This window comes from Serratia sp. root2 (assembly GCF_031931805.1).
Classification (GTDB): Bacteria; Pseudomonadota; Gammaproteobacteria; order Enterobacterales; family Enterobacteriaceae; genus Serratia; species Serratia inhibens.
The window spans coordinates 1048687-1070994 of sequence record NZ_JAUJXB010000001.1 but is presented as its reverse complement, the minus strand read 5'-3'; the positions used below and the strand labels follow the sequence as shown (position 1 = coordinate 1070994).

21 protein-coding genes are annotated in these 22308 nt (G+C 59.3%); 12 read left to right on the top strand and 9 right to left on the bottom strand.

The features are described from left to right. The first annotated feature begins 3 nt into the window (after positions 1 to 3). The 3 genes from QZQ97_RS05030 (at position 4) to fusA (ending at position 4928) form a co-directional block, all read left to right on the top strand. Positions 4 to 1587 carry an ABC transporter permease gene (locus QZQ97_RS05030; protein WP_311992513.1) on the top strand — a complete coding sequence of 528 codons (1584 nt, stop codon included), beginning with the start codon at positions 4 to 6 and terminating at the stop codon, positions 1585 to 1587. Further along, entirely contained in the window at positions 1584 to 2621 is a 1038-nt protein-coding gene (locus tag QZQ97_RS05025) for an ABC transporter ATP-binding protein (RefSeq protein ID WP_311992512.1), read from the top strand. Before QZQ97_RS05030 ends, QZQ97_RS05025 begins: the two co-directional genes overlap by 4 nt. Before the next feature lie 201 nt (positions 2622 to 2822). Next, positions 2823 to 4928: an elongation factor G gene (gene fusA / locus QZQ97_RS05020; protein ID WP_311992511.1), complete on the top strand. Its 2106-nt coding sequence runs from the start codon at positions 2823 to 2825 to the stop codon at positions 4926 to 4928. A gap of 33 nt (positions 4929 to 4961) precedes the next feature. Here the strand turns inward: fusA and QZQ97_RS05015 are convergent, their stop codons facing one another. Together QZQ97_RS05015 and QZQ97_RS05010 are read right to left on the bottom strand one after the other, a co-directional pair. Beyond that, a complete protein-coding gene (locus QZQ97_RS05015) occupies positions 4962 to 5927 on the bottom strand; it encodes a DMT family transporter (RefSeq protein ID WP_311992510.1) in 966 nt (321 codons plus the stop codon). A gap of 135 nt (positions 5928 to 6062) precedes the next feature. After that, complete coding sequence (locus QZQ97_RS05010) at positions 6063 to 6725, bottom strand: DUF2239 family protein (RefSeq protein ID WP_311992509.1); 663 nt, start codon at positions 6723 to 6725, stop codon at positions 6063 to 6065. 361 nt (positions 6726 to 7086) lie between these two features. Here QZQ97_RS05010 and QZQ97_RS05005 point away from each other — a divergent pair, with 361 nt between their 5' ends. Beyond that, positions 7087 to 7449 carry a GIY-YIG nuclease family protein gene (locus QZQ97_RS05005; protein ID WP_311992508.1) on the top strand — a complete coding sequence of 121 codons (363 nt, stop codon included), beginning with the start codon at positions 7087 to 7089 and terminating at the stop codon, positions 7447 to 7449. After that, positions 7449 to 7865 carry a MarR family winged helix-turn-helix transcriptional regulator gene (locus tag QZQ97_RS05000; protein ID WP_311992507.1) on the top strand — a complete coding sequence of 139 codons (417 nt, stop codon included), beginning with the start codon at positions 7449 to 7451 and terminating at the stop codon, positions 7863 to 7865. Before QZQ97_RS05005 ends, QZQ97_RS05000 begins: the two co-directional genes overlap by 1 nt. Positions 7866 to 7923: 58 nt before the next feature. On the opposite strand, the gene QZQ97_RS04995 is transcribed toward QZQ97_RS05000, so the two are convergent. Then, entirely contained in the window at positions 7924 to 8751 is an 828-nt protein-coding gene (locus tag QZQ97_RS04995) for an AraC family transcriptional regulator (protein ID WP_311992506.1), read from the bottom strand. 235 nt (positions 8752 to 8986) lie between these two features. Between QZQ97_RS04995 and QZQ97_RS04990 the strand changes: the two genes are divergently transcribed. Continuing rightward, positions 8987 to 10420: an NAD-dependent succinate-semialdehyde dehydrogenase gene (locus QZQ97_RS04990; RefSeq protein ID WP_311992505.1), complete on the top strand. Its 1434-nt coding sequence runs from the start codon at positions 8987 to 8989 to the stop codon at positions 10418 to 10420. Positions 10421 to 10514: 94 nt separating this feature from the next. Here the strand turns inward: QZQ97_RS04990 and QZQ97_RS04985 are convergent, their stop codons facing one another. Genes QZQ97_RS04985 through QZQ97_RS04975 form a run of 3 tightly spaced genes read right to left on the bottom strand, consistent with a single transcriptional unit; the run spans position 10515 to position 13391 of the window. Beyond that, complete coding sequence (locus QZQ97_RS04985) at positions 10515 to 11420, bottom strand: alpha/beta hydrolase (protein ID WP_311992504.1); 906 nt, start codon at positions 11418 to 11420, stop codon at positions 10515 to 10517. Further along, positions 11410 to 12306, bottom strand: a complete 897-nt coding sequence (locus QZQ97_RS04980; RefSeq protein WP_311992503.1) for an alpha/beta fold hydrolase — start codon at positions 12304 to 12306, stop codon at positions 11410 to 11412. Before QZQ97_RS04980 ends, QZQ97_RS04985 begins: the two co-directional genes overlap by 11 nt. Positions 12307 to 12335: 29 nt before the next feature. Beyond that, complete coding sequence (locus QZQ97_RS04975) at positions 12336 to 13391, bottom strand: sugar phosphate isomerase/epimerase family protein (RefSeq protein WP_311992502.1); 1056 nt, start codon at positions 13389 to 13391, stop codon at positions 12336 to 12338. Positions 13392 to 13532: 141 nt separating this feature from the next. Between QZQ97_RS04975 and QZQ97_RS04970 the strand changes: the two genes are divergently transcribed. Continuing rightward, entirely contained in the window at positions 13533 to 14126 is a 594-nt protein-coding gene (locus tag QZQ97_RS04970) for a TetR/AcrR family transcriptional regulator (protein ID WP_311992501.1), read from the top strand. Here QZQ97_RS04970 and QZQ97_RS04965 read toward each other — a convergent pair. The 3 genes from QZQ97_RS04965 to QZQ97_RS04955 all read right to left on the bottom strand — a co-directional run bounded on the left by QZQ97_RS04965 (position 14123) and on the right by QZQ97_RS04955 (position 17388). Next, complete coding sequence (locus tag QZQ97_RS04965) at positions 14123 to 14428, bottom strand: cupin domain-containing protein (RefSeq protein WP_311992500.1); 306 nt, start codon at positions 14426 to 14428, stop codon at positions 14123 to 14125. The two genes, QZQ97_RS04970 and QZQ97_RS04965, sit on opposite strands and share 4 nt — an antisense overlap. Positions 14429 to 14527: 99 nt before the next feature. After that, positions 14528 to 16408, bottom strand: coding sequence for a potassium transporter Kup (locus QZQ97_RS04960; RefSeq protein WP_311992499.1), 1881 nt, complete (start codon positions 16406 to 16408; stop codon positions 14528 to 14530). A 68-nt stretch (positions 16409 to 16476) separates the two neighbouring features. After that, positions 16477 to 17388, bottom strand: coding sequence for a LysR substrate-binding domain-containing protein (locus tag QZQ97_RS04955; protein WP_442995020.1), 912 nt, complete (start codon positions 17386 to 17388; stop codon positions 16477 to 16479). Between the two features lie 170 nt (positions 17389 to 17558). Between QZQ97_RS04955 and QZQ97_RS04950 the strand changes: the two genes are divergently transcribed. The 5 genes from QZQ97_RS04950 to QZQ97_RS04930 are packed head-to-tail and all read left to right on the top strand — an operon-like array spanning position 17559 to position 22299. Beyond that, positions 17559 to 18509: a branched-chain amino acid ABC transporter permease gene (locus tag QZQ97_RS04950; RefSeq protein ID WP_311992497.1), complete on the top strand. Its 951-nt coding sequence runs from the start codon at positions 17559 to 17561 to the stop codon at positions 18507 to 18509. 9 nt (positions 18510 to 18518) lie between these two features. Then, positions 18519 to 19631, top strand: a complete 1113-nt coding sequence (locus QZQ97_RS04945; RefSeq protein WP_311992496.1) for an ABC transporter permease subunit — start codon at positions 18519 to 18521, stop codon at positions 19629 to 19631. Next, the gene (locus QZQ97_RS04940) at positions 19628 to 20398 is read left to right on the top strand and encodes an ABC transporter ATP-binding protein (RefSeq protein WP_311992495.1); all 771 of its coding nucleotides are present in this window, start codon (positions 19628 to 19630) and stop codon (positions 20396 to 20398) included. Before QZQ97_RS04945 ends, QZQ97_RS04940 begins: the two co-directional genes overlap by 4 nt. Then, the gene (locus QZQ97_RS04935) at positions 20391 to 21104 is read left to right on the top strand and encodes an ABC transporter ATP-binding protein (protein ID WP_311992494.1); all 714 of its coding nucleotides are present in this window, start codon (positions 20391 to 20393) and stop codon (positions 21102 to 21104) included. Before QZQ97_RS04940 ends, QZQ97_RS04935 begins: the two co-directional genes overlap by 8 nt. 34 nt (positions 21105 to 21138) lie before the next feature. Then, positions 21139 to 22299, top strand: coding sequence for a branched-chain amino acid ABC transporter substrate-binding protein (locus tag QZQ97_RS04930; protein WP_311992493.1), 1161 nt, complete (start codon positions 21139 to 21141; stop codon positions 22297 to 22299). Positions 22300 to 22308 lie beyond the last annotated feature (9 nt).

The following is a 22308-nucleotide window of genomic DNA, read 5'->3' as shown; positions in this document are numbered from 1 at the left end:
CCTATGTCGAATATTGGCCTCAACGCCACCGGCGTCACGCCGCGTTACACCACCACCCGGCGGCATCAGCGGCCTGGGCTGTTTATCGTGGCGGTCGCTCTTTTACTCTCCCTGTTGGCCCTGTTGCCGCTGGGGTTTGTCGTCAGCGTGGCGTTTGAAACCGGCTGGCAAACGGTCAAAGCTCTGGTATTCCGCCCCCGGGTGGCCGAACTGTTGCTCAATACCCTGTTACTGGTGGTCTTCACGCTGCCAATTTGCGCCATTCTGGGGGTCGCGCTGGCCTGGCTGACGGAGCGCACCACGCTGCCGGGCCGCCGCATCTGGTCACTGCTGGCAACTGCGCCGCTGGCGGTTCCGGCATTCGTGCAAAGCTATGCCTGGATCAGCCTGGTGCCCTCGATGCATGGGCTGGGAGCCGGGGTATTTATTTCCGTCATTGCCTACTTCCCGTTTATTTACCTGCCGGCCGCAGCGGTGCTGCGCCGCCTGGATCCCGGCATTGAAGACGTCGCCACGTCGCTAGGCACCCGGCCCCTGGCGGTGTTTTTCCGCGTGGTGTTGCCGCAGCTCAAACTGGCGACCTGGGGCGGGTCGCTACTGATCGCCCTGCATCTGCTCGCGGAGTATGGTCTGTACGCGATGATCCGTTTTGACACCTTCACCACCGCCATTTTCGATCAGTTCCAGTCCACCTTTAACGGCCCGGCAGCCAATATGCTGGCCGGAGTACTGGTGCTGTGCTGCCTGGGTTTACTGCTGTTGGAGGCCGCCAGCCGCGGCCGTGCGCGTTACGCTCGCGTCGGTTCCGGCAGTGCCCGTAGCCAAACCCCCTATCGCCTGGGCCCGGTGGTAACCCTGCTTGCCCTGTTACTGCCATTGAGCCTTACCGCGTTGGCATTGGGTGTGCCCTTTATCACCCTGGCCCGCTGGCTGACGCTGGGCGGAGTCGAGGTCTGGCGCAATGCCGAGTTACTGCCGGCGTTGCTGCAAACGCTGTCGCTGGCCGCCAGCGGCGCGCTATTGATCACGCTGTGCGCCATCCCGATGGCCTGGCTGTCGGTTCGTTATCCGGCGCGGTTGTATCGGCTACTGGAAGGCTGCAACTACGTCACCAGTTCGCTGCCGGGCATCGTGGTGGCGCTGGCGCTGGTGACCATTACCATTCACAGCTTCCGGCCGATTTATCAGACGGAAATCACGCTGCTGCTGGCCTACTTGCTGATGTTTATGCCACGGGCATTGATCAACCTGCGTGCAGGTATTGCCCAGGCACCGGTAGAGTTGGAAAACGTGGCGCGCAGCCTTGGCCGCTCGCCGGCGCAGGCGCTGTGGAGTACCACTTTGCGGCTGGCCGCCCCCGGCGCGGCTGCGGGTGCAGCTTTGGTGTTTCTGGCGATATCCAATGAGCTGACCGCGACGCTGCTGCTGGCGCCGAACGGCACCCGCACGCTGGCGACCGGTTTCTGGGCGCTGACCAGCGAGATCGACTACGTGGCGGCCGCGCCTTACGCACTGATTATGGTGGCGTTATCGCTGCCATTGACCTGGCTTCTTTATTCTCAATCTAAACGCACGGCGGGATTATGAGCACGCTTCAACTGCAGGGTATCGGTAAGTCCTATAATTCGGTCAAGGTACTGGAACACGTGGATTTGCAGGTGGCACAGGGCAGCCGTACCGCGATTGTCGGCCCTTCCGGCTCGGGAAAAACCACCTTGCTGCGCATTATCGCCGGCTTTGAAATACCGGACAGCGGCCAGGTTATCTTGCAGGGCCTGCCGATGGCCAACGGCAGCGGCTGGGTACCGGCGCACCTGCGCGGCATTGGTTTTGTGCCGCAGGACGGCGCGCTATTCCCGCACTTTACCGTGGCCGGGAATATCGGTTTCGGCCTGAAGGGAAGCAAGCGCGACAAGCAGCAGCGAGTTGATGCGTTGATGGACATGGTGGCGCTGGATCGGCGGCTGGGCGCGTTGTGGCCGCATGAGCTGTCCGGCGGGCAACAGCAGCGAGTGGCGCTGGCGCGCGCGCTGTCTCAGCAACCCAAGCTGATGCTGTTGGACGAACCTTTCTCCGCCCTGGATACCGGCCTGCGCGCCGCCACCCGCAAAGCGGTGGCGGAGCTGCTGGCGGAAGCCAAGGTGGCGTCAATTCTGGTGACCCACGATCAGACGGAAGCACTGTCGTTTGCCGATCAGGTCGCCGTCATGCGCAATGGCCGGCTGGCACAGGTCGGCCCGCCGCAGGATCTCTATCTGCGGCCGGTAGATGAACCGACCGCCACCTTCCTGGGGGAAACCCTGGTGCTTTCCGCCAAACTTGAACAAGGCTGGGCCGATTGCTTGCTGGGGCGGATTGCGGTGGACGACCGTCATCGCCAGGGGCCTGCCCGCATCATGCTGCGCCCGGAGCAGATCCAAATCAGCCTGTCCGAACCGGCGCAGCAGGGCCAGGCAGTGGTCACCAGCATCGATTTCGCCGGTTTTGTCTCGACCCTGAACCTGCGTATGAGCGGCAGCGACGCCGCTATCGAAATAAAAACCGTCAGCCGCGAAGGCATCCGCACCGGTTCCCACGTCAGCCTGAATATCATCGGGCAGGCGCATATCTTTGCCGGGTAACCTTCCGGGGCGGCTCGCCGCCCCGATCATTCAGGCCCCACCTATCGCAGCCATTGCTTAATAAATCCCCTTTCATCAACTACGATTATTCTGTGACCGATTCATTCACTTGACGGCCAAGAAGGTAACCCATTGAGGATTATCATAATTATTCATGCTGTTTAAGCCGCCCTTCTTTAATGCGGCTAAGAAAGGTTAATTATGGCACGTACTACCCCTATCGAACGCTACCGCAATATCGGCATCTCGGCGCACATCGATGCCGGCAAGACCACGACTACCGAGCGGATTCTGTTTTACACCGGGGTCAGTCACAAGCTGGGCGAAGTGCACGACGGTGCCGCCACCATGGACTGGATGGCGCAGGAACAAGAGCGCGGCATCACCATTACCTCGGCGGCGACCACCTGTTTCTGGAACGGCATGCACCATAATTATCCGCAGCACCGCATCAATATTATCGATACCCCAGGGCACGTTGACTTTACCATTGAGGTCGAGCGCTCAATGCGCGTGCTGGATGGCGCAGTCATGGTCTATGACTCGGTGGGCGGCGTGCAGCCACAGTCAGAAACCGTCTGGCGGCAGGCCAATAAATACAAGGTCCCGCGGCTGGCGTTCGTCAACAAAATGGACCGCGTCGGCGCCGACTTCTTCCGCGTGCGCAAAATGATGATCGAACGTTTGAAAGCCAATCCGGTGCCGATCGTCATCCCGATTGGCGCCGAAGACCACTTCACCGGCGTGGTGGATCTGGTGCGCATGAAGGCCATCCTTTGGGACGAAGCTTCGCAGGGCATGAGTTTCAGCTTTGAAGAGATCCCGGCCGAACTGCGCGATTCCGCGCAAGAATGGCGGGATAAAATGATCGAAGCTGCCGCCGAAGGCTCGGAAGAGCTGATGGACAAATACCTCAACCAACAGCCGCTGAGCGAAGAAGAGATTGTTCGCGGCCTGCGCCTGCGCACCATCGCCGGTGAAATCCAGCCGATGCTGTGCGGTTCGGCCTTCCGCAACAAGGGCGTGCAGCGCATGCTGGACGCGGTGATCGAACTGATGCCCTCGCCGCTCGACGTTCCGCCGATGGAAGGCCACGACGAGCACGACAACATCGTCATTCGCCGGGCCGCCGACGACGAAAAATTCTCGGCGCTGGCGTTCAAGCTGATGACCGATCCCTTTGTGGGTCAGCTGACCTTCGTGCGGGTGTATTCCGGCGTGCTGGCCAAAGGCAACAGCGTCTATAACCCGACGAAAGACAAGAAAGAGCGCATCGGCCGCATCGTGCAGATGCACGCCAACGACCGAAAAGAGGTCGAAGAACTGCACGCCGGCGATATCGCCGCCTGCGTGGGGCTGAAAGACGTCACCACCGGCGACACCCTGTGCGATCCTAACGCCATTATCACGCTGGAGAAAATGGTGTTCCCGGAACCGGTGATTGCGCAGGCGATTGAACCGAAAACCAAAGCCGACCAGGAGAAAATGGGTATCGCGCTGCAGCGCCTCACCTCCGAGGATCCGTCGTTTCGCGTACGCACCGACGAAGACTCCGGTCAGACCATTATTTACGGCATGGGCGAGCTGCATCTGGAAATTATCGTCGATCGCATGCGACGTGAGTTTGGCGTCGCCACCACCACCGGTAAACCGCAGGTGTCTTACCGCGAAACCATCCGTAAACGCGTGGTCGACGTGGAGGGCAAATTTGTGCGGCAGTCCGGCGGCAAAGGCCAATATGGCCACGTGGTGTTAACGGTGGAACCGAACGAGCCGGGTAAAGGCTTCGAGTTCTTCGATGAAATCAAGGGTGGCGTGATCCCGGGCGAATATATACCTGCGGTGAAAAAAGGCGTGCTGGAGGCGCTGAATAACGGCGTACTGGCCGGCTATCAGATGGTTGACGTCAAAGTGCATCTGACCTTCGGCTCTTACCATGACGTCGACTCCTCTGAGCAAGCTTTCCGCATGGCGGCGATCTTTGGCTTTAGAGACGCCTGCCGCCAGGCTGACCCGGTGATCCTGGAGCCGATCATGGCGGTAGAGGTGGAAACGCCGGAAGACTATGCCGGCAGCGTGATGGGCGACCTGTCGTCGCGGCGCGGTCTGGTGCAAGGCATGGAGGATATCCCCGGCGGCGGCGGCAAAGAGATCCGCGCCAAGGTGCCGCTGTCCGAGATGTTTGGTTACTCGACCACTCTGCGCTCGATGTCGCAGGGCCGCGCGACTTACACCATGGAGTTCAGCCACTATGCCGAAGCGCCGCGCAATGTGGCTGAAGAGATCATTCATCACAGTAAACGTTAAGGGGTTCACCGCCTGCCGCCCTTGCAGCAGGCGTCACTCTTTCTCCGCCAGCCGCACCACAACGGGCTGCGGCTTGATGCGCATCGCGTAAACCACCCCGATAATCAGGCAGGCGATGCCGCACAGCGTCAACAGCGGCGGCCATGTCTGGCGCAGCATAAAGGTGTAGGCCAGCCCCGCCAGAATTTCGAAGACGATCAGTGGCCCCACCAATACCGTCGGCAAGCGCTGGCTCGCCTCATTCCAGCACAACGCGCCAATCCACGAGCACAGCATGCCGATGGCAATCATCAGCGAGACAAACAGGCCCGGCCTTGGCCCAAACGGCAGCGCGAACGCCGGCTGAGTGAGGGCCAACTGGCCGCAAACCAACAGATAACCCGCCAATGCCAACGGCAAGGTGACTACCCCCTGCGCCGTCGCCCAGGTGGCCGGCCTTTGGTCTGGATTTTCCCGCAGCCAGCGGGCATTACGCAGTGGGAACCAGGTCCAGCAGGCCACCGCCAACAGCGCCAGCCCCAGGCCGCTGGTGTAGCGCCAGAGATCGAGCGGTGCCGTATTACCCTTCAGTTCGGCGACGTTGACGAACGCCAGCCCGCAGGCGATCAATATCAGCGCCGGCGTTAACTTCCGCCAGGAAAGCCGCCCGTCATGCCGGCTGTAAAACAGGTTGGCGGTTACCGAAATCACCACCGGCAGCGTACCGATAATCATGGTGGAAACCGGTGCTCCGGTACGTTGAATCGCGCTTGCCAGGCAAAGGTAATACAGCAGGTTGCCAATCGCCGTCAGTTTAAGCGCTTCAAGCCAGTCTTTACGCTGCAGCTTTCGCAACCGGCGGCGATCGAACCACGCCAACGGCAAGGCGATCAGGCCAAAGGCCAGGTAGCGCCCGGTGGATTGTAACGCCGCAGGATATTCGGGGATTAATACCGGGCCGACAAAAATCAACCCCCACATCAGCCCGGCAGAGAGGGCAAATAACACGCCAACAAACATAGTGACTCCATCAACCCGTGAATGAATTTCAGGAGCAGCGTAGCGCAATTGCTCGTGGCGATATTGTAGCAGGTTGCTGTTTTAGCGGGCCAAGCTGGGAAACTACGTTAAGCCCGTTTTTTGTAAGGTGATATTTTAGCCGGTCTTAGTAGATCTCTCAGTTGGCTGATCTGATAAACCGAAAGCCAGGCGTAGAGTATAAGCCTTAATGTCTACAGGCCATGCTGCAAGACATTGTTCAAGTTCGGTACGATTGTCTGCGAAGAGCGCGCGAATTCCCTCCTCATAGCCAGGCAAGTCTCCGGCGATCGCTTGCATGAACTGATAAGCAGCCTCATGAGCTGCCCGTTTTTGTTCACTCGCCCCCTCAGAGCGCATGGCTTCGTCTACCAGACGCCTAAGTATAGCGGATGCGCTACCGGGTCGGGTGGTTAGCCAGTCCCATTGCCTTGGCAGTAAAGTTACCTCGCGAGCAACGACACCTAATTTTGGTCGACCCCGTCCTTTCGATTCGGCAGACTCGTCATCCACCGTCTCTGCCGACTTGTCCCGGCGAGTGGCATAACGCCCCGTGAATTGCTGGGGAGGACAGGAAAGCCTCTCTACAACATCGGCATCAGACCCTCGCAGGTCCAAGTCGATCACGCTGCCTGTCACATCATCAAACACAAGAAATGTTCTTAACGATCCCTTTTCGAGCTCATTTTTAACGGCAAGTGCAACCTCGACCAACGGACCTGAGAACAGCAACTGTTGGTCACCAAAGGCTGTCGAAGCCTTCGACAGGTATTCAGACATGCATTCAACCTCAATGGGATGTTAAGGGCCATTAATATACCCGGATAAAATTAATAGTAAATATTATGAATACAGTTTCATTCTGATTAGTCATCTTTTTGACGATATCCGGAAAGCTTGCAACCACCGGTGACTCAAAACAGCAGTAAATTCAGACTATAACCCCATTTACCGATGATGAGGCACCCTCTTCCAGGGGCTGTCTGCCCCATTCGCCATCAACCCCACATTTTCATGCGGTATAGCGATAAGAATTTTTACCCGGGTATTATTGACGCGGAATATTATCCGGGTATTATTCGTGAAAGCGCATGCCGCTGACAGCAACACCACGACTTACCTGTAACGAAAAGGAAGGATGATGACAAACAAGCAAGCGCTGAAACAGCAGTACCTGGAGACGAAAACTCGAGCAGGGGTGTATGCGATCCGTAACAAGATTACGGGGCGGGTATTGGTTGCGGGCAGCGCTAACGTTCAAGGCACACTCAACCGGCATCGTTTTGAACTGCGATATGCACAACATCGGAACATGAGACTTGCGCAGGATTGGGTCGAGCATGGTGAGAGTAACTTTCTCTTTGAGGTACTCGACAGGGTTAAAGCCAGTGAAGATCCCGCTTTCGATGCCGCACGGGAATTGGAAATGTTGGTTAGCCTGTGGCGCCAGGAAATCCTCTGCCCCGATGAACTTAGCTACGACGAACCCAGGAAGCAGCCTTGATGAACACAAATCTCGATTTTTGTTTGGCGCTATATCGTGCCCACGCCAGTCTGCAACTTAAGCTTGACGATGAATTGGGCACATATCATGGCATCAGCTTCAGTGACTTTACGCTACTGAATGTTATCGCGCGATCGGACGGTGGTCGGGTAAATATATCAGTACTTGGGGAGCAGATTTGTAAGCCGCAATCAGCACTAGTGCGTCAATTGATCGTTCTCGAAAAGATTGGCCTCGTAGCACGCAACAGCAGCGATGGACTGCGTCAGGTCGTGCTTCGTGCGCCCGGTCGCGTATTGGTGAACGTGGCGCGTGAAACTGCAGCTAGCGTTGGCACAAAAGCTCTCGAGTCATTTACCCCAGCAGTGGTTGCAACTGTTTTAGCCGCAATGGTAACGCTGGCAGATGCGCCTTGATACTCTCAAGAGCAACACCGCCAGTATCGAAAAGTTGGGCATACATTAATGGCGATACTCAGCGGGCCATGACCTGTTTTTGATAGCGCACTGGCGTGACGCCGTAACGGTTAGCGAAAGCGCGGGTTAAATGCGCCTGATCGGTCAGCCCCGCAGCGGCGGCTACCTGCGCGGCCGGCATGCCGCGCCCCAGCATCAGTTTGGCTTGCGCAAGGCGGATAGCCATCAGCATCTGCTGCGGTGAGACATGGTATTCGGCTTTGAATTTGCGCAAAAAATGGTACGGGCTGAGCGACACCAATGCCGCCAACTGATCCAGCGTGATGGCAGAGGAAAAGTTGTCGCGCAGGTAGGTTTTGACGATGTCAAAACGGTGCGCCGGCTCATCTTTCAGCGGCCGGGCGGTACGTGCGTGGGGGCGAAAAATCGCCACCACTTGCAGCAGCAGGTCATCAATCGTCATCGGATCCCGGGCTTGCCACAGTGCGGCCAGCGTCGCTGATAATTGCCGCGCCGCCTGCGGATCCTGGCGTACCGCATCGGTAAACCAAAACCCCTGTTCGCCGGACAGCAGCTCCAGCGTCTCGGGTTCAAGATAGAGCATCCGATAATTCCAACCGCCGACCGTTTCCGCCTCGCCGGTGTGAAGTTCGTCCGGATTCATCAACACCAGCGAACCCGGTGCCGCCAGATGCTGCGCACCACGATAACGGAAGCGCTCGGCGCCGACATCGACGGTGCCGATGGCAAAAGCGTCGTGGGTATGCGGTTCGAAGATATAGCGCTCGATATGGGCGTGGTAAAGCTCTACGCCCGGCAGTTGCGGCAGTTGCCGAAACTGTGCGCAATCTTTTTCGAAGGGGAACTGCTGTGGAACACCCTGCACTTTACCTCCCTTTCCTGCACAATACCGCCCTGCATCAAGGCCGAACCTGGTTTGTATGATAGACAAACCAACGCCGTTTGAGTAGTGCGCAACGCGGTTCCCTGGACGATCGCGCTCATTCGGCGTAGGGTATTTTACCCATCGCCTGACGCCTGTTGATCGGCGTCAGCGGGTTTGATTATCCCGCCGCAGAGCGGGAAAACGGTGTTTAACTCCCTGAAAGTAAGAGGCAACAATGTATCCAGATACTCAACTCTATATTGACGGACAATGGCGCAACGCAGCCGCCGGCAACACCATGCCGGTCACCAACCCCGCTACCGATGAGGTCATTGGCAGCGTGGCCCACGCCGCACAGGCCGATCTCGATCTGGCGCTGGCCGCTACCGAACGCGGTTTTAAACTCTGGCGCGACACCTCCGCCTATCAGCGTGCCATCCTGATGCGTAAAGCCGCCGCCTTGCTGCGCGAGCGCGCAGAATCTATCGCCGCCATCATGACCCAGGAACAGGGCAAACCCGTGGCGCAGGCCAAGGTTGAGATCCTTAACTCGGCAGACGTCATTGACTGGTTTGCCGGCGAAGCCAGCCGCACCTACGGCCAAATCATCCCTGCCCGCAACCGTGATGTCCAACAGCAAACCCTTAAGCTGCCGGTCGGCCCGGTTGCCGCCTTTACGCCGTGGAACTTCCCGATCAACCAGATCGTGCGCAAGCTGTCCGCCGCGCTGGCCGCCGGTTGCTCGATCATCATCAAAGGCCCGGAAGAAACCCCAGCCTCGCCGGCAGAGCTGATCAGAGCCTTTGCCGACGCCGGCATCCCGGCCGGCGTGATCGCGCTGGTGTACGGCACCCCGGCGGACATCTCCGAATACCTGATCCCGCACCCGACCATTCGCAAGATCTCGTTCACCGGCTCCACGCGTGTGGGCAAACATTTGGCAGCGCTGGCCGGGCAGCATATGAAAAAGGCCACCATGGAACTGGGCGGGCACGCGCCGGTGTTGATTTTTGACGATGCCGATCTCGACGCCGCCGCCAAAGAGCTGGCACTGGCCAAGTTCCGCAACGCCGGCCAGGTCTGTATCGCCCCGACCCGTTTCCTGATCCAGCAAGGCGTCTATGAAGCCTTTGTAGAGAAATTCACCGCAGCGGTGCGCGACATCAAGCTGGGCAACGGATTGGATGAAGGCGTGACCATGGGGCCAATGGTGCTGGAACGCAGCGTCGCAGCCATCGAGGCCTTCGTGAAGGACGCCATCGCCCAGGGCGCCAAAGCCAGTACCGGCGGCAACCGTCTGCCGGGCAGCGGCAACTTCTTTGAGCCAACGGTGCTGCGCGACGTCCCGTTGAGCGCGCGGGCGATGTCTGAAGAACCCTTTGGCCCGGTCGCCCTCCTGCGTCCGTTTGCCACCTATGAGGAAGCGATAGCCGAGGCTAACCGTCTGCCTTACGGGCTGGCGGCCTATGCCTACAGCCGCAGCATCGCCACGGTAAGCGCACTGGGCCGCGATGTGGAAAGCGGCATGCTCAGCATCAACCATATCGGTTTCGGCCTGCCTGAAACGCCGTTTGGCGGGGTGAAAGACTCCGGTCACGGCACCGAAGGCGGCAGCGAGGCGATCGAGTCCTATCTGGAAACCCGCTTCGTGACCGTTGCCGGCCGTTAACCCCTCGCAGCCGAGAACACCCATGCCCCGCAATGCGGGGCATGGGTTTTATGGCAAAGTTCGACGTGTGCAGCGTGCAGCACCTGCCGAAGTATTACACGGCCTTGTCGAACAGCACCCGCGCCGCCGGGGTTAACCCCAGCATATGAATGCAGGCGTGGACCATGCCCGGCAATCGCTCGCAGCGCACGGCTACCCCGTCCTCACGCAGTCGTTGCGCATACTGCTCGGCCTCATCGCGTAACGGATCGTACTCACAGCTCAGAATGGTCGCCGGTGGCAACTGCCGCAAGGTTTCGGCATGCAATGGCTCGGCGTAAGGATTGCGCGGTTCCCCCTCTTTACCCCGATACGTCTCCCAGCAAAACGCCATCACTTCCCGGGTCAGGAAATAGCCCTGCGCGTAGTCGTCATAACTGGCGGTATTCATAGCGCCGCTCAGCGCCGGATACAGCAACAGCTGATGTTCGATCTGCGGCCCTTCTCGGTCGCGGGCCAGCAATGCCACGGCAGCCGCCAGATTGCCGCCTGCACTGTCGCCGCCGACCGCGATGCGTCCGGCGATAATCCCCAGTTCATCCGCCCGCTCAACCACTGCGCACAATGCCTGGTAAAAATCCTCCAGCGGCTGCGGGAACGGATGCTCCGGTGCCAGCCGGTAATCGACCGACAGGATCAACCGGCCCGTGGCATTGGCCAGCGCCTGGCAAGGCCGGTCATACAGCGCCAAAGACCCCAGGCACCAGCCGCCGCCATGGGCGTACAGCATGGCCGGCAAAGGTTCTGCCGCCGCGCCCTGCGGAAGATAAGCGCGAATGGCGATCTCATGGCCGTCGTTGGCGGTTATCGCAAAATCCCGTACGCCGCCGCTCGCTTCCGCTTCACCCTGCAGTTGCAGCAGCCCGGCCTCGGCGGCGGCACGCATCTCGGCCAGGGAGCCGGGTGCCGCCGCACCTGCCGTATCCGCCAGAAAACGGGCAATTTGCGTATCAAGCGGCATCGGTCTGCGCCTCCGACAGGAATGGCACCACCAGGGCGATAAACGCCTCATGGCACTCTTCGGTAATAAAATGACCGCAGCCGGCGACCGTTTCGCCCCGCAGATCCACGGCGTTATCCCGCAGCGTAACAAAAGGCGCATCGCCAGTGGCGTGCTCTGCGCCGATGGTCATCACCGGCATTTCGAGCCTGCTCTCGGCACGCCGCTGGTTTTGCCGCACGGTCTCGGGAATGGCGCGGTAGTAATCAAAACCGGCCCGCAGGCTGCCCGGCGCAGAATAAGCGGCAATATAGGTTTCTGCGGCCACCCGATCGCGGCGATAAGACCAGCGGTTAAAGATGTAGCCGAGATACTCCCTCTCGCGACCCAGCGTCAACGCCTCCGGCAGATCTGCCAGTTGGTTGAACATGAAATGCCACAGGAAGATGTTTTGGTCCGGCGACACAAAGATCGGCGGTGCGGGCGCCAGCCCAGGGATCACCGCTTCGGTCAGCACCAGTCTTTCCACTGCCTGCGGATAGTCGCTGGCCAGCGCATAGCCGATCCACATGCCAATATCGTGGCCGACCAGCGAATAACTCGGGTGCCCAAGCTGCAGCATGGTCTGGTGCAGCACGGCGGCGACGCTACCGGTATCATAACCGCCGGTGGGTTTATCAGAATCGCCGATGCCCGGCGGATCCACCGCTATCGCCTTAAAACCGGCTGCTGCCAGCGCCTGCATCACATAACGCCAGGTATACCAGGTCTGCGGCCAGCCTGGGATCAGCAACACTGGCCGACCTTCGCCGAGGGTGACGCAGTGAATACGGTTACCGTTGACCCGTGCATAGACGTGTTCGGGTTCAGGTCCATACAGCATGGACCCGTTATTTTGCATTTTCATGGGTGTTCTCCGTGGTGGAATGGCGCGGCTCAGCGCAGGCCGAGCAAGGTATTGATCTGTTGCTGGTCAACCGGCGCGCCGGCAAAGTCATCAAACACCTTGTCGGTGACGTTGATGATATGGTCGCGGATAAACGCCGCCCCTTCACGGGCGCCGTCCTGCGGGTGCTTAAGGCAACATTCCCATTCCAGCGTCGCCCAACCGGCGTAGCCGTGCTGTGTCAACCGGGAGAAAATGCCTTTGAAATCCACCTGGCCGTCGCCCAGCGAGCGGAAACGCCCGGCGCGTTCGGTCCACGACTGGTAACCGCCATAAATGCCTTGTCGGCCGGTCGGGTTGAACTCGGCGTCCTTGACGTGGAACATGCGGATAAAATCTTTATAAATATCGATGTAATCCAGGTAGTTCAGCTGTTGCAGCACGAAGTGGCTCGGGTCGAACAGGATCTGGCAGCGCGGGTGGCCGCCGACGCGCTGATGAAACATTTCAAACGTCACGCCGTCGTGCAGGTCTTCACTGGGGTGAATTTCATAACACAGGTTTACGCCCTGTTCGTCGCAGGCATTGAGCACCGGCAACCAGCGTTTCGCCAGCTCATCGAAGGCCGTCTCGATCAACCCGGCCGGGCGCTGCGGGAACGGAAACAGGTAGGGCCATGCCAGCGAACCGGAAAAGGTGCCCATGTCGCTCAGCCCCAGCCGTGCGGAGGCTTTGGCCGCCAACAGCAGTTGTTGCCGCGCCCATTCGCCACGCGCCTGCGGGTTGCCGTGCAGCGCCGGCGGCGCAAAACTGTCGCACAACGCGTCATAAGCCGGGTGCACCGCCATCAACTGACCAAAAATGTGAGTGGTCAGTTCGCTGACCACCAGCCCTTTGTCTGCCAGCATGCCAATCAATTCATCACAGTAAGTCTGGCTTTCCGCTGCGGTAGCCAAATCGAACAAGCGGCGATCCCACGCGGGGATTTGCAGCGCTTTAAAGCCGGTTTCCGCCGCCCATTGTGCAATGGCGGGCAGGTTGTTAAAGGTGGCGGCATCGTCACTGAATTGTGCGAGATGCAGGCTTGGACCTTTTAAGGTTTTCATCGTAAACTCCAATTGGTTGTCGATTGACAAACAATAGGCTTAAATGAATCCCGCGGCAAGCAGATTTTAGAAATTCGTTGGCGTCAGGGGGGATTTAAGCGATCCTATCTCACTGAATGACAGGCAAACAGGAGCCGACCGATGGCAGGCAGACCACGCGAATTCGACCGTGAACAGGCATTACTGAAGGCACGGGATCTCTTCTGGCGCCAGGGATACGAAGGCACCTCGATGTCGGATCTGGTGGCCGAACTGGGCATCGCCTCAGCGCGCATTTACAAGGCGTTCGGTTCGAAGGAATTGCTGTTCCGCGAAGCCATCGCCAGCTACGAAAACCATGAAGGCGGCTTTGCCGAGCGGGCGTTCAGCGAAGAAAACGGCGTGCGGGCGGCGATAAAGCGCCTGCTGCAAGACGCGGTGGCGCTCTACAGCCGTGGCGATCTGCCACAGGGTTGCATGGTGGTCTCTTCCGCTGCCAGCGTCAGCGCTGAAAACGGCGGCATCAAAACCTGGCTGGCGGAACACCGCCGGCTGCGTACCCAGGGCATTATTGAGCGGCTGCAACTGGCGGTGACAAACGGAGAATTGCCGGCGGATACCGACGCCGACAGCCTTGGCGACTACTTCGCGGTCTTTTTGCACGGTTTATCGATACAAGCACGTGACGGCGTCACAAAAGAACGGCTGTTAGCGGCGGTTGACGTGGCGTTGTCCGCGCTGGGTAGCCGGCATTAACTCTCGGGTAAATCAACAATCACCAACGTGCCGTGGCTACCTGCCAACACGCGGTGCGGCACGCCGGCAGCGGCCTGATACAGTTGCCCGGCGTTAACCGTAATTTCCTCGCCCTCCACCGCCAACCTCAGCTGGCCTTCGATCACCAGCAGCGCCTCATGGTACTCGTGAACCTCATCGTCAATGGCGCGCTGATCCATTCTCAGCACTTTGATGTTGGCCGAACCGACGCGCCCCAGAATGCTGGAACGCCATGCCAGCGGCAAGTCGGCAGCCAAAGCAGTAAGATCACACAGTGACATAGGTCCCCAGAGCAAAGCCGCGCACATCGCGCCACCGCACTATAGCGTGCGCCGTGCCTGCGGCTAAATAACCGTTGCTTTTAACCTATAGCCAGACCGTCACACCGGCACCCGGCGGCTGATCTCCACCACCTGATCGCTGGGGAGATAGTAGTAATCCGTCACGTGCATGCCGTTACGCACCATCAGCGCAAAGATGCTGCGCTGCCACGCCGGTAACCTGTCGTTTTCTTCGCGGCGCACCACGGTTTCATGTCCCAGATAATAGGTGGCGTCGTCAAAATTCAACCCGGTTTTCTGCGCCTCGGCGTGGTGCAATAACCGGGGAATGTTCGGCCGTTCCATAAAACCGTAGCTGGCCACGCCGGACCAGAAGCCCGGCGACTGCTGCCGCATTACCAACCGCTCGGCATTCGCCACTCGCGGCTCGTTCACGATCATGATGTTCAGCGTCAATACATCGGCGTGCAGCGAGCCGTTCCGTTTGACGTGCCATTTCATCACCGGCGGTGTGCCATTCAGATTGCGCGTAAGAAATATCGCCGTACCCGGCACCCGAGGAATGGCCTGCGCTTCGATTTGTGCCAGGAAATCCGCCAGCGGCATGCTCTTTTCACCCAGCGTGCGTGAAGCCGCCGCCACGCCGCGATGCCAGATCAGCATCACGCCATAAACCAGACTCGCCAGCAGCAACGGTACATAGCCCCCTTGCAGTACCTTGCTGAGATTGGCCACCAGAAAGCTGAGATCGACGATAAAAAAACCGCCGGCAATCAGCAGGCTGGCGGTGAATCCCCAGCGCCACACCTCGCGCATCGCCACAAACAGCAAACCGCTGGTCATGATCATGGTCAGCGAAACGGCGATGCCGTAAGCGGCGGCAAGGTTATCGGAGGATTTGAAGAACACCGTCAGAAAAACCGTCACCGCCATTAGCAGCCAGTTGATGGCACCGATGTAAATCTGGCCGTAGCTCTCCTCGGTGGTTTGCTTCACCCGCAGGCGCGGCAACCAGCCAAGCTGGATTGCCTGACGGGTCATGGAAAAGGCCCCACTGATGATCGCCTGGCTGGCGATGATGGTGGCCAGGGTAGCCAGGATCACCAAGGGTATTTGCATCATTGGTGGGCACAGGCGGAAGAAAATATTCTGAGTCACATCGGCGCCGGAGAGGATCAGCGCGGCCTGCCCGGCATAATTCAGCAACAAACTGGGGAACACGATGCCGAACCAGGCAAGCCAGATAGGCTTTTTGCCAAAGTGCCCCATGTCGGCATACAGCGCCTCCGCGCCGGTCACGCAAAGGAACACCCCGCCCAACACCAGAAAGCTGGTTAATCCGTTGGAGAACAGAAACGCCACGCCGTACTCTGGGTTGACGGCCACCAGCACCGCCGGATGCTGGATAATCCCCCAAACGCCCAGGGCGGCGATCGAGAAAAACCACAGCGCCATGATCGGGCCAAACACCTTGCCGATGCGTGCAGTGCCCAGAGGCTGAATGGCGAACAAAGTGACCAGAATCACTACCGCCGCCGGCAAAATAAAGGGTTTGGATTCGGGCAATACAATGTTCAACCCCTCTAGCGCCGAAAGCACCGAGATCGCCGGGGTGATTGCGCCGTCACCGTAAATCAGCGCCGCACCGAAAAGCCCGGCGAACACCACGACGGGCCGCCTGTTTTTCTTGCTGACCAGCAGCGACATCAGCGCCATAATGCCGCCCTCGCCGCGGTTATCGATGCGCATGGCGAACATGGCGTATTTGAGCGACGTCACTATCACCAGCGTCCAGAAAATCAGCGACAACAGGCCGAGGATCACCGGCGCGGACGGCGCATCGCCAGACAGATAAAGCACGGTTTTCAGCGTATACAGCGGGCTGGTGCCGATATCGCCGAACACCACGCCCAACGCGCCACCGGCCAGCAGCGGCAGGCTCATTTTCGGCGTTTGTTCCAGCTCGTTCTCTGCAGTCATCGGACACTCCTGTTGGCCCATTGCACTCTATTCAGGATAGTCAATTCAGGCAGTTAGCGAGTGTCTCTTTATTGGCCTGCAACCTCTCGCAGCAGCCACTGCTGCAGGTTAAGCCCCTCTTGCGACAGCTCGCTGTCTGCCCGCACGCACAGGTAATAATCGCGGCCATCGTCAATCGGCCTGTCAAACAACTTAACCAGCTCGCCGCTGTTAAGATAGGGCTCGATCAGCGGTTCGCGCATCAGGGCACAGCCCAGCCCCGACTGCACGGCAGCCAACGTCAGCAGGCCATCCTCAAACATCGGCCCGGTGCTGCGCAGCGGCCGCCTGACGCCGGCCTGCTGGAACCACTGCATCCAGGTATTGCGTTCTTCGTCGTGCAACAACGGCAGCGGCAAAAGCTGATCCGGCGTATCCAGCAGCCCGTGCAACCTGATAAAACTGCGGCTGCACACCGGTACCATTTTGCCGGACATCAGTTTTTCGCTGCGATAGCCCGTCCATTGCCCCACGCCAAAGCGAATCGAAATATCGGCGGCATCACTGAGATAGTTGCGATGATTGGCGTACACCACGTTGATGTCGATGTCGGGGTTCTCACGCAAAAAACCGTGCAAACGCGGAATAAACCAGCCCATGCCGAACAGCGGGATCAGGCTGATGGTCACCTGCCGGGAGGCCGATTGCTCACGAACATGCTCCGTTGCCTGGCGCAACACGTTAAACGCCGAGCGGATCGAGCGGTAATACTCGCGCCCTTCGCTGCGCAGGATCAGCTTGCGGCCCTGCCGTTCGGTGAGTGGCATTTGCAGAAAAGCCTCCAGCGTTTTGAGCTGATGGCTGACCGCCGAGGGAGATATCGCCAGCTCCTTCGCCGCCGCGGTAATGCTGCCCAGGCGGGCGATAGCCTCGAACGCCCGTACGGCGCGCAGCGGCGGATCGTTCGGCAACAGGGCGTCGTACTCTTCTGTTTTTTTCATATATTGACTATTTTGGTAAAAAATCGGTTGCGGATTTAAATTAATATACAAATAAATCAATAAATTAAAAACACGCATTTTTTATATAAGAAATTATTTTTCCGTATTTTACAATTTTTTTTAATTCTCTACTCTGAGCCTCCTGAATCATTATTTTCGGGACTCTCCCTATGGATACGCTGGTACAGCAGACCGTCAACGGACTGATGCTCGGCAGTATTTATGCGCTTATCGCCCTGGGTTACACCATGGTGTACGGCATTCTGCGCATTATCAATTTCGCCCACGGCGATGTGCTGATGGTCGGCGCACTGAGCGCTCTGTCGGCTATCGGCGTGTTGCAGCATCATTTCCCCTTTCTGCCGCCGTATACAGTGCTGTTGCTGGCGACGGCGATCGCCATGGCGGTGTGCGCACTGGTATCGATGAGCATTGAACGCCTGGCCTACCGCCGCCTGCGCAATGCCCCACGTCTGGCGCCGTTGATCAGCGGTATCGGCGTCTCGCTGTTGCTGCAAACGTTGGCGATGCTGATCTGGTCGCGCAATCCGTTGATGTTCCCGCAACTGCTGCCCATGTCCCCCATCGCCTTGACTCAGGGCAGCGCCGGGCATGCGCCGGCAGTGATCACGGGTACCGGTATCGCCACGCTGGTTGTCGCCGTACTGGTGATGGCCGGGCTGCTGTTGCTGGTCGAACATTCGCGCTTTGGCCGCGCGATGCGTGCCACGGCGGAAAATCCGCAGGTCGCCGGCCTGATGGGCATCGATCCCAACCGGGTCATCGTTTTGACCTTCGCTCTCGGCGGCGCGCTGGCGGCGGTGGCAGGCATCATGATGGCCAGCAACTACGGTAACGCCGGCTTCTCCATGGGCTTCCTGCCGGGCATCAAGGCTTTTACCGCCGCGGTGCTGGGCGGCATAGGCAACCTGCGCGGCGCGATGCTCGGCGGACTATTGCTGGGGCTATTTGAATCGCTGGGTACCGGCTATCTCGGCGAACTGACCGGCGGCACCTTCGGCAGCAATTATCAGGACGTTTTCGCCTTCCTGATACTGATTGCGGTACTGGTACTACGCCCATCCGGGCTGCTGGGCGAGCGCGTCGCCACCCGCGCCTGAGGAGATAAAATGACCGTTCTGACTACCCCCTTGCAAACCGCCACCCCCGGCCGCGCCAAACTCGGTGCCGCGCTGTTCATGCTCGGCCTGCTGCTGGCCCCCTGGCTGGCGGGTGCCGCCGGCGGCAACTATTGGGTCCGGGTGATCGACTTTGCATTGCTGTATCTGATGCTGGCGTTGGGGCTGAATATCGTCGTCGGCCTGACCGGCCTGCTGGACATGGGATTTATCGCCTTTTACGCTGTGGGTGCCTATCTGACCGCGCTGCTGTCATCGCCGCATCTGACCGAACAGTTTCCGTTGCTGTTGCATTGGTTCCCAAATGGGTTGCATCTGTCCATCCTGCTGCTGATACCGCTGTCCGCCGTGCTGGCGGCGCTGTGCGGCATCCTGCTCGGCGCACCGACGCTGCGCCTGCGCGGCGATTATCTGGCGATCGTCACTCTGGGATTTGGCGAAATCGTGCGCATTCTGATGCGTAACCTCGATCGCCCGGTCAATATCACCAACGGCCCAAAGGGCATTTCCGGCATCGATCCGGTCAGCCTGTTCGGCCTGAAGTTTTCCGGCATGCATGAATGGTTCGGCATCCGTTTTTCCTCGCTGTATTTGTATTACTACCTGTTCGCCGCCCTGCTGCTGGCGATCCTGTTTATCTGCCTGCGCCTGCAGCACTCACGAGTTGGCCGCGCCTGGATCGCCATCCGCGAAGATGAGGACGCAGCGCGGGCGATGGGCATCAACACCCGTAACTTCAAACTGCTGGCATTCGCCATCGGCGCCACGTTCGGCGGCATCGCCGGCGCGCTGTTTGCCGCGTTCCAGGGATTTGTCTCACCGGAGTCCTTCACCTTGCAAGAGTCGATAGCCGTACTAGCGATGGTGGTGCTGGGCGGCATGGGGCACATTCCCGGCGTGATCCTCGGCGCGTTGCTGCTGGCGGCGCTGCCGGAGCTGTTGCGCAGCACCATGGGGCCACTGCAACAAGCCCTGTTCGGCCAGGTGTGGATCGATCCGGAAATTATCCGCCAACTGTTCTACGGCCTGGCGCTGATTCTGGTAATGCTGTATCGCCCGGCGGGTTTGTGGCCGGCGCGTCATCAATCGGGAGCCGCATCATGACGCCATTGCTCACCCTCAACCACGTCAGTAAACGTTTTGGCGGGCTGACCGCCGTGGATGACGTCAGCATGAGTATCCGCCGGGGGGAAATCTATGGGTTGATCGGGCCGAACGGCGCCGGTAAAACCACCTGTTTCAATCTGATTACCGGCCTGTACCGCGCCGATAGCGGTGAGTTCCACCTGTTGGATCGTCGCTACAAACCGCAGGCGATCGACAAAGTCGTGCAGGCCGGCATCGCTCGCACCTTCCAGAACCTGCGGCTGTTCAACGAGATGAGCGTGCTGGAAAACGTGATGGTGGGCTGCCATGTACGCACCCGCAACGGCCTGTGGGCGGCTATTTCACGCCACCGCCGCGCCCGCGCGGAAGAACGGGCAACTCGCGAGAAATCCCACGCGTTGCTGGAGTACGTCGGCATCAGTCAGTTCGCCCATTACCGTGCCGGCGATCTTTCCTACGGTCACCAGCGGCGGCTGGAAATTGCCCGGGCCCTGGCTACCGACCCGCAATTATTGGCGCTGGATGAGCCTGCCGCCGGCATGAACGCCGCAGAGAAAGTGGCGCTGCGCGAGTTGCTGCAACGCATCCGCGAAAGCGGCAAAACCCTGCTGCTGATAGAACACGACGTCAAGCTGGTGATGGGGCTGTGCGACCGCCTGACGGTGCTCGACTACGGCAAAGTCATCGCCGAAGGCGAACCGGCGCAGGTAAGGCGCGAACCGGCGGTGATCCGGGCTTATCTGGGAGGAGCGGCACATGTCTGAACCCTTACTGTCAGTCAAACGGCTAAAAGTGTCTTACGGCGGTATTCATGCGGTGAAAGGCATCGATTTTACGGTTAATCACGGCGAACAGGTGACATTGATCGGTGCCAACGGTGCGGGCAAAACCTCCAGCCTGCGCGCGTTGACCGGCCTGCAACCCTTCGAAGGAGAGATCCTGTTCGACGGTCGGTCCATCCGTGACGTTCCCCCGCATCGGCTGCTGCAACAGGGGTTGGTGATGGTGCCGGAGGGCCGTGGCATTTTCGCCCGCATGACGGTACTGGAAAATTTGCAGCTGGGTGCATACTCCCGCCGCGATAAATCGGCGGTACGGCATGATCTGGAACGGGTTTGCGCCCTTTTCCCACGCCTGCGCGAGCGGCTGCGGCAACAAGCCGGGCTGCTCTCCGGCGGCGAACAACAGATGGTGGCGATGGGCCGTGCGCTGCTCAGCCGGCCTCGTCTGCTGGTGCTGGATGAGCCGTCAATGGGTCTGGCGCCGATCGTGGTCGAAGCCATTTTTGACGTGATCAAAACCCTCGCCAGTGACGGCGTCACGCTATTGCTGGTAGAACAGAATGCCCGGCTGGCGCTGGAATCGACCGATCGCGCCTACGTGCTGGACAGTGGCAGCCTGAGCCACAGCGGCCGGTCTGCCGGCATGCTCGACGATGAAAAAATCAAACAAGCCTATCTGGGCGAATAACCGTTTTTACTTTTAACCGCACCGGGAGTTTTACATGAACAAGATAACTCGCTTTAAGCCGTTGGCCCTTGCCGCCGCCGTTCTGGCTACCCTTGGCACAGCCGCGCCTGCGCAGGCCGCCGACACCATTCTGATCGGTCTGGCCGGCCCGCTGACCGGCCCTTCCGCCCGTATCGGCAAGGATCTGGAAAACGGCGCTCAGTTGGCGATCGCCGACGCCAACGCCCAGAAACCGACGCTGAACGGCAAGCCTGTCACCTTTAAACTGCTTTCCGAGGACGACCAGTCCGACCCGCGAACCGCCGTGGCAGTGGCGCAGCGTCTGGTGGACGAAGGCGTCGCCGGCGTGGTCGGCCATTGGAATACCGGCACCAGTATCCCGGCGGCGCGCATTTATCACGATGCCGGCATTGCCCAGGTTGCGCCGGTTGCCACAGGCCATGCCTATACTCAACAGGGGTTTGATACCAGCTTTCGCGTGATGGGCCATGATGATGACGGTGGTAATTACGCCGGTGAATATGCGGTCAAGGTGCTGAAAGCCAAACGCATTGCGGTCATCGACGATCGCACCGCGTTCGGCCAGGGGCTGGCGGACGAGTTTATCAAGTCGCTGGCGGCGCAAGGCATACAGCCGGTAGCGCGTGAATACGTCGATGACAAAACCGTCGATTTCAGTGCGGTGCTGACTACCGTTCGCAGCAAGAATGCCGATCTGATCTTCTTCGGCGGCGTGGATTCACAGGCGGCACCGCTGGCCCGCCGCATCAAACAGTTGGGCATGAACACTCAACTGATGGGTGCCGGCGGCTTTGTCAGCCAAACCTTCCTGACGCTGGCGCAGAAGGAAGGCGAAGGCGTGGTGGCGCTGGAGCCGGGCCTGCCGCTGGAAAAGATGCCGGGCGGCAAAGCCTTTGAGCAGGCATACCGCGATCGCTACAAGACCCACATCGAACTGCATGCGCCGTTCGCCTATGACGCCACCCGGGTATTGATTGCCGCCATGGAACAGGCAGGCTCCGCCAATCCGGCCGATTATCTGCCGAAACTGCACACCATTCATTATCAGGGCGTCACCGGCAACATCGCATTCGATCCGCAGGGTAACCTGCAACAGCCAAGCTTCACCCTCTACAAGGTGATCGACGGCAAATGGCAGCCGCAGAGCGTGTTGGGCGGCGCTAAAACACAATAATAAAGCAAA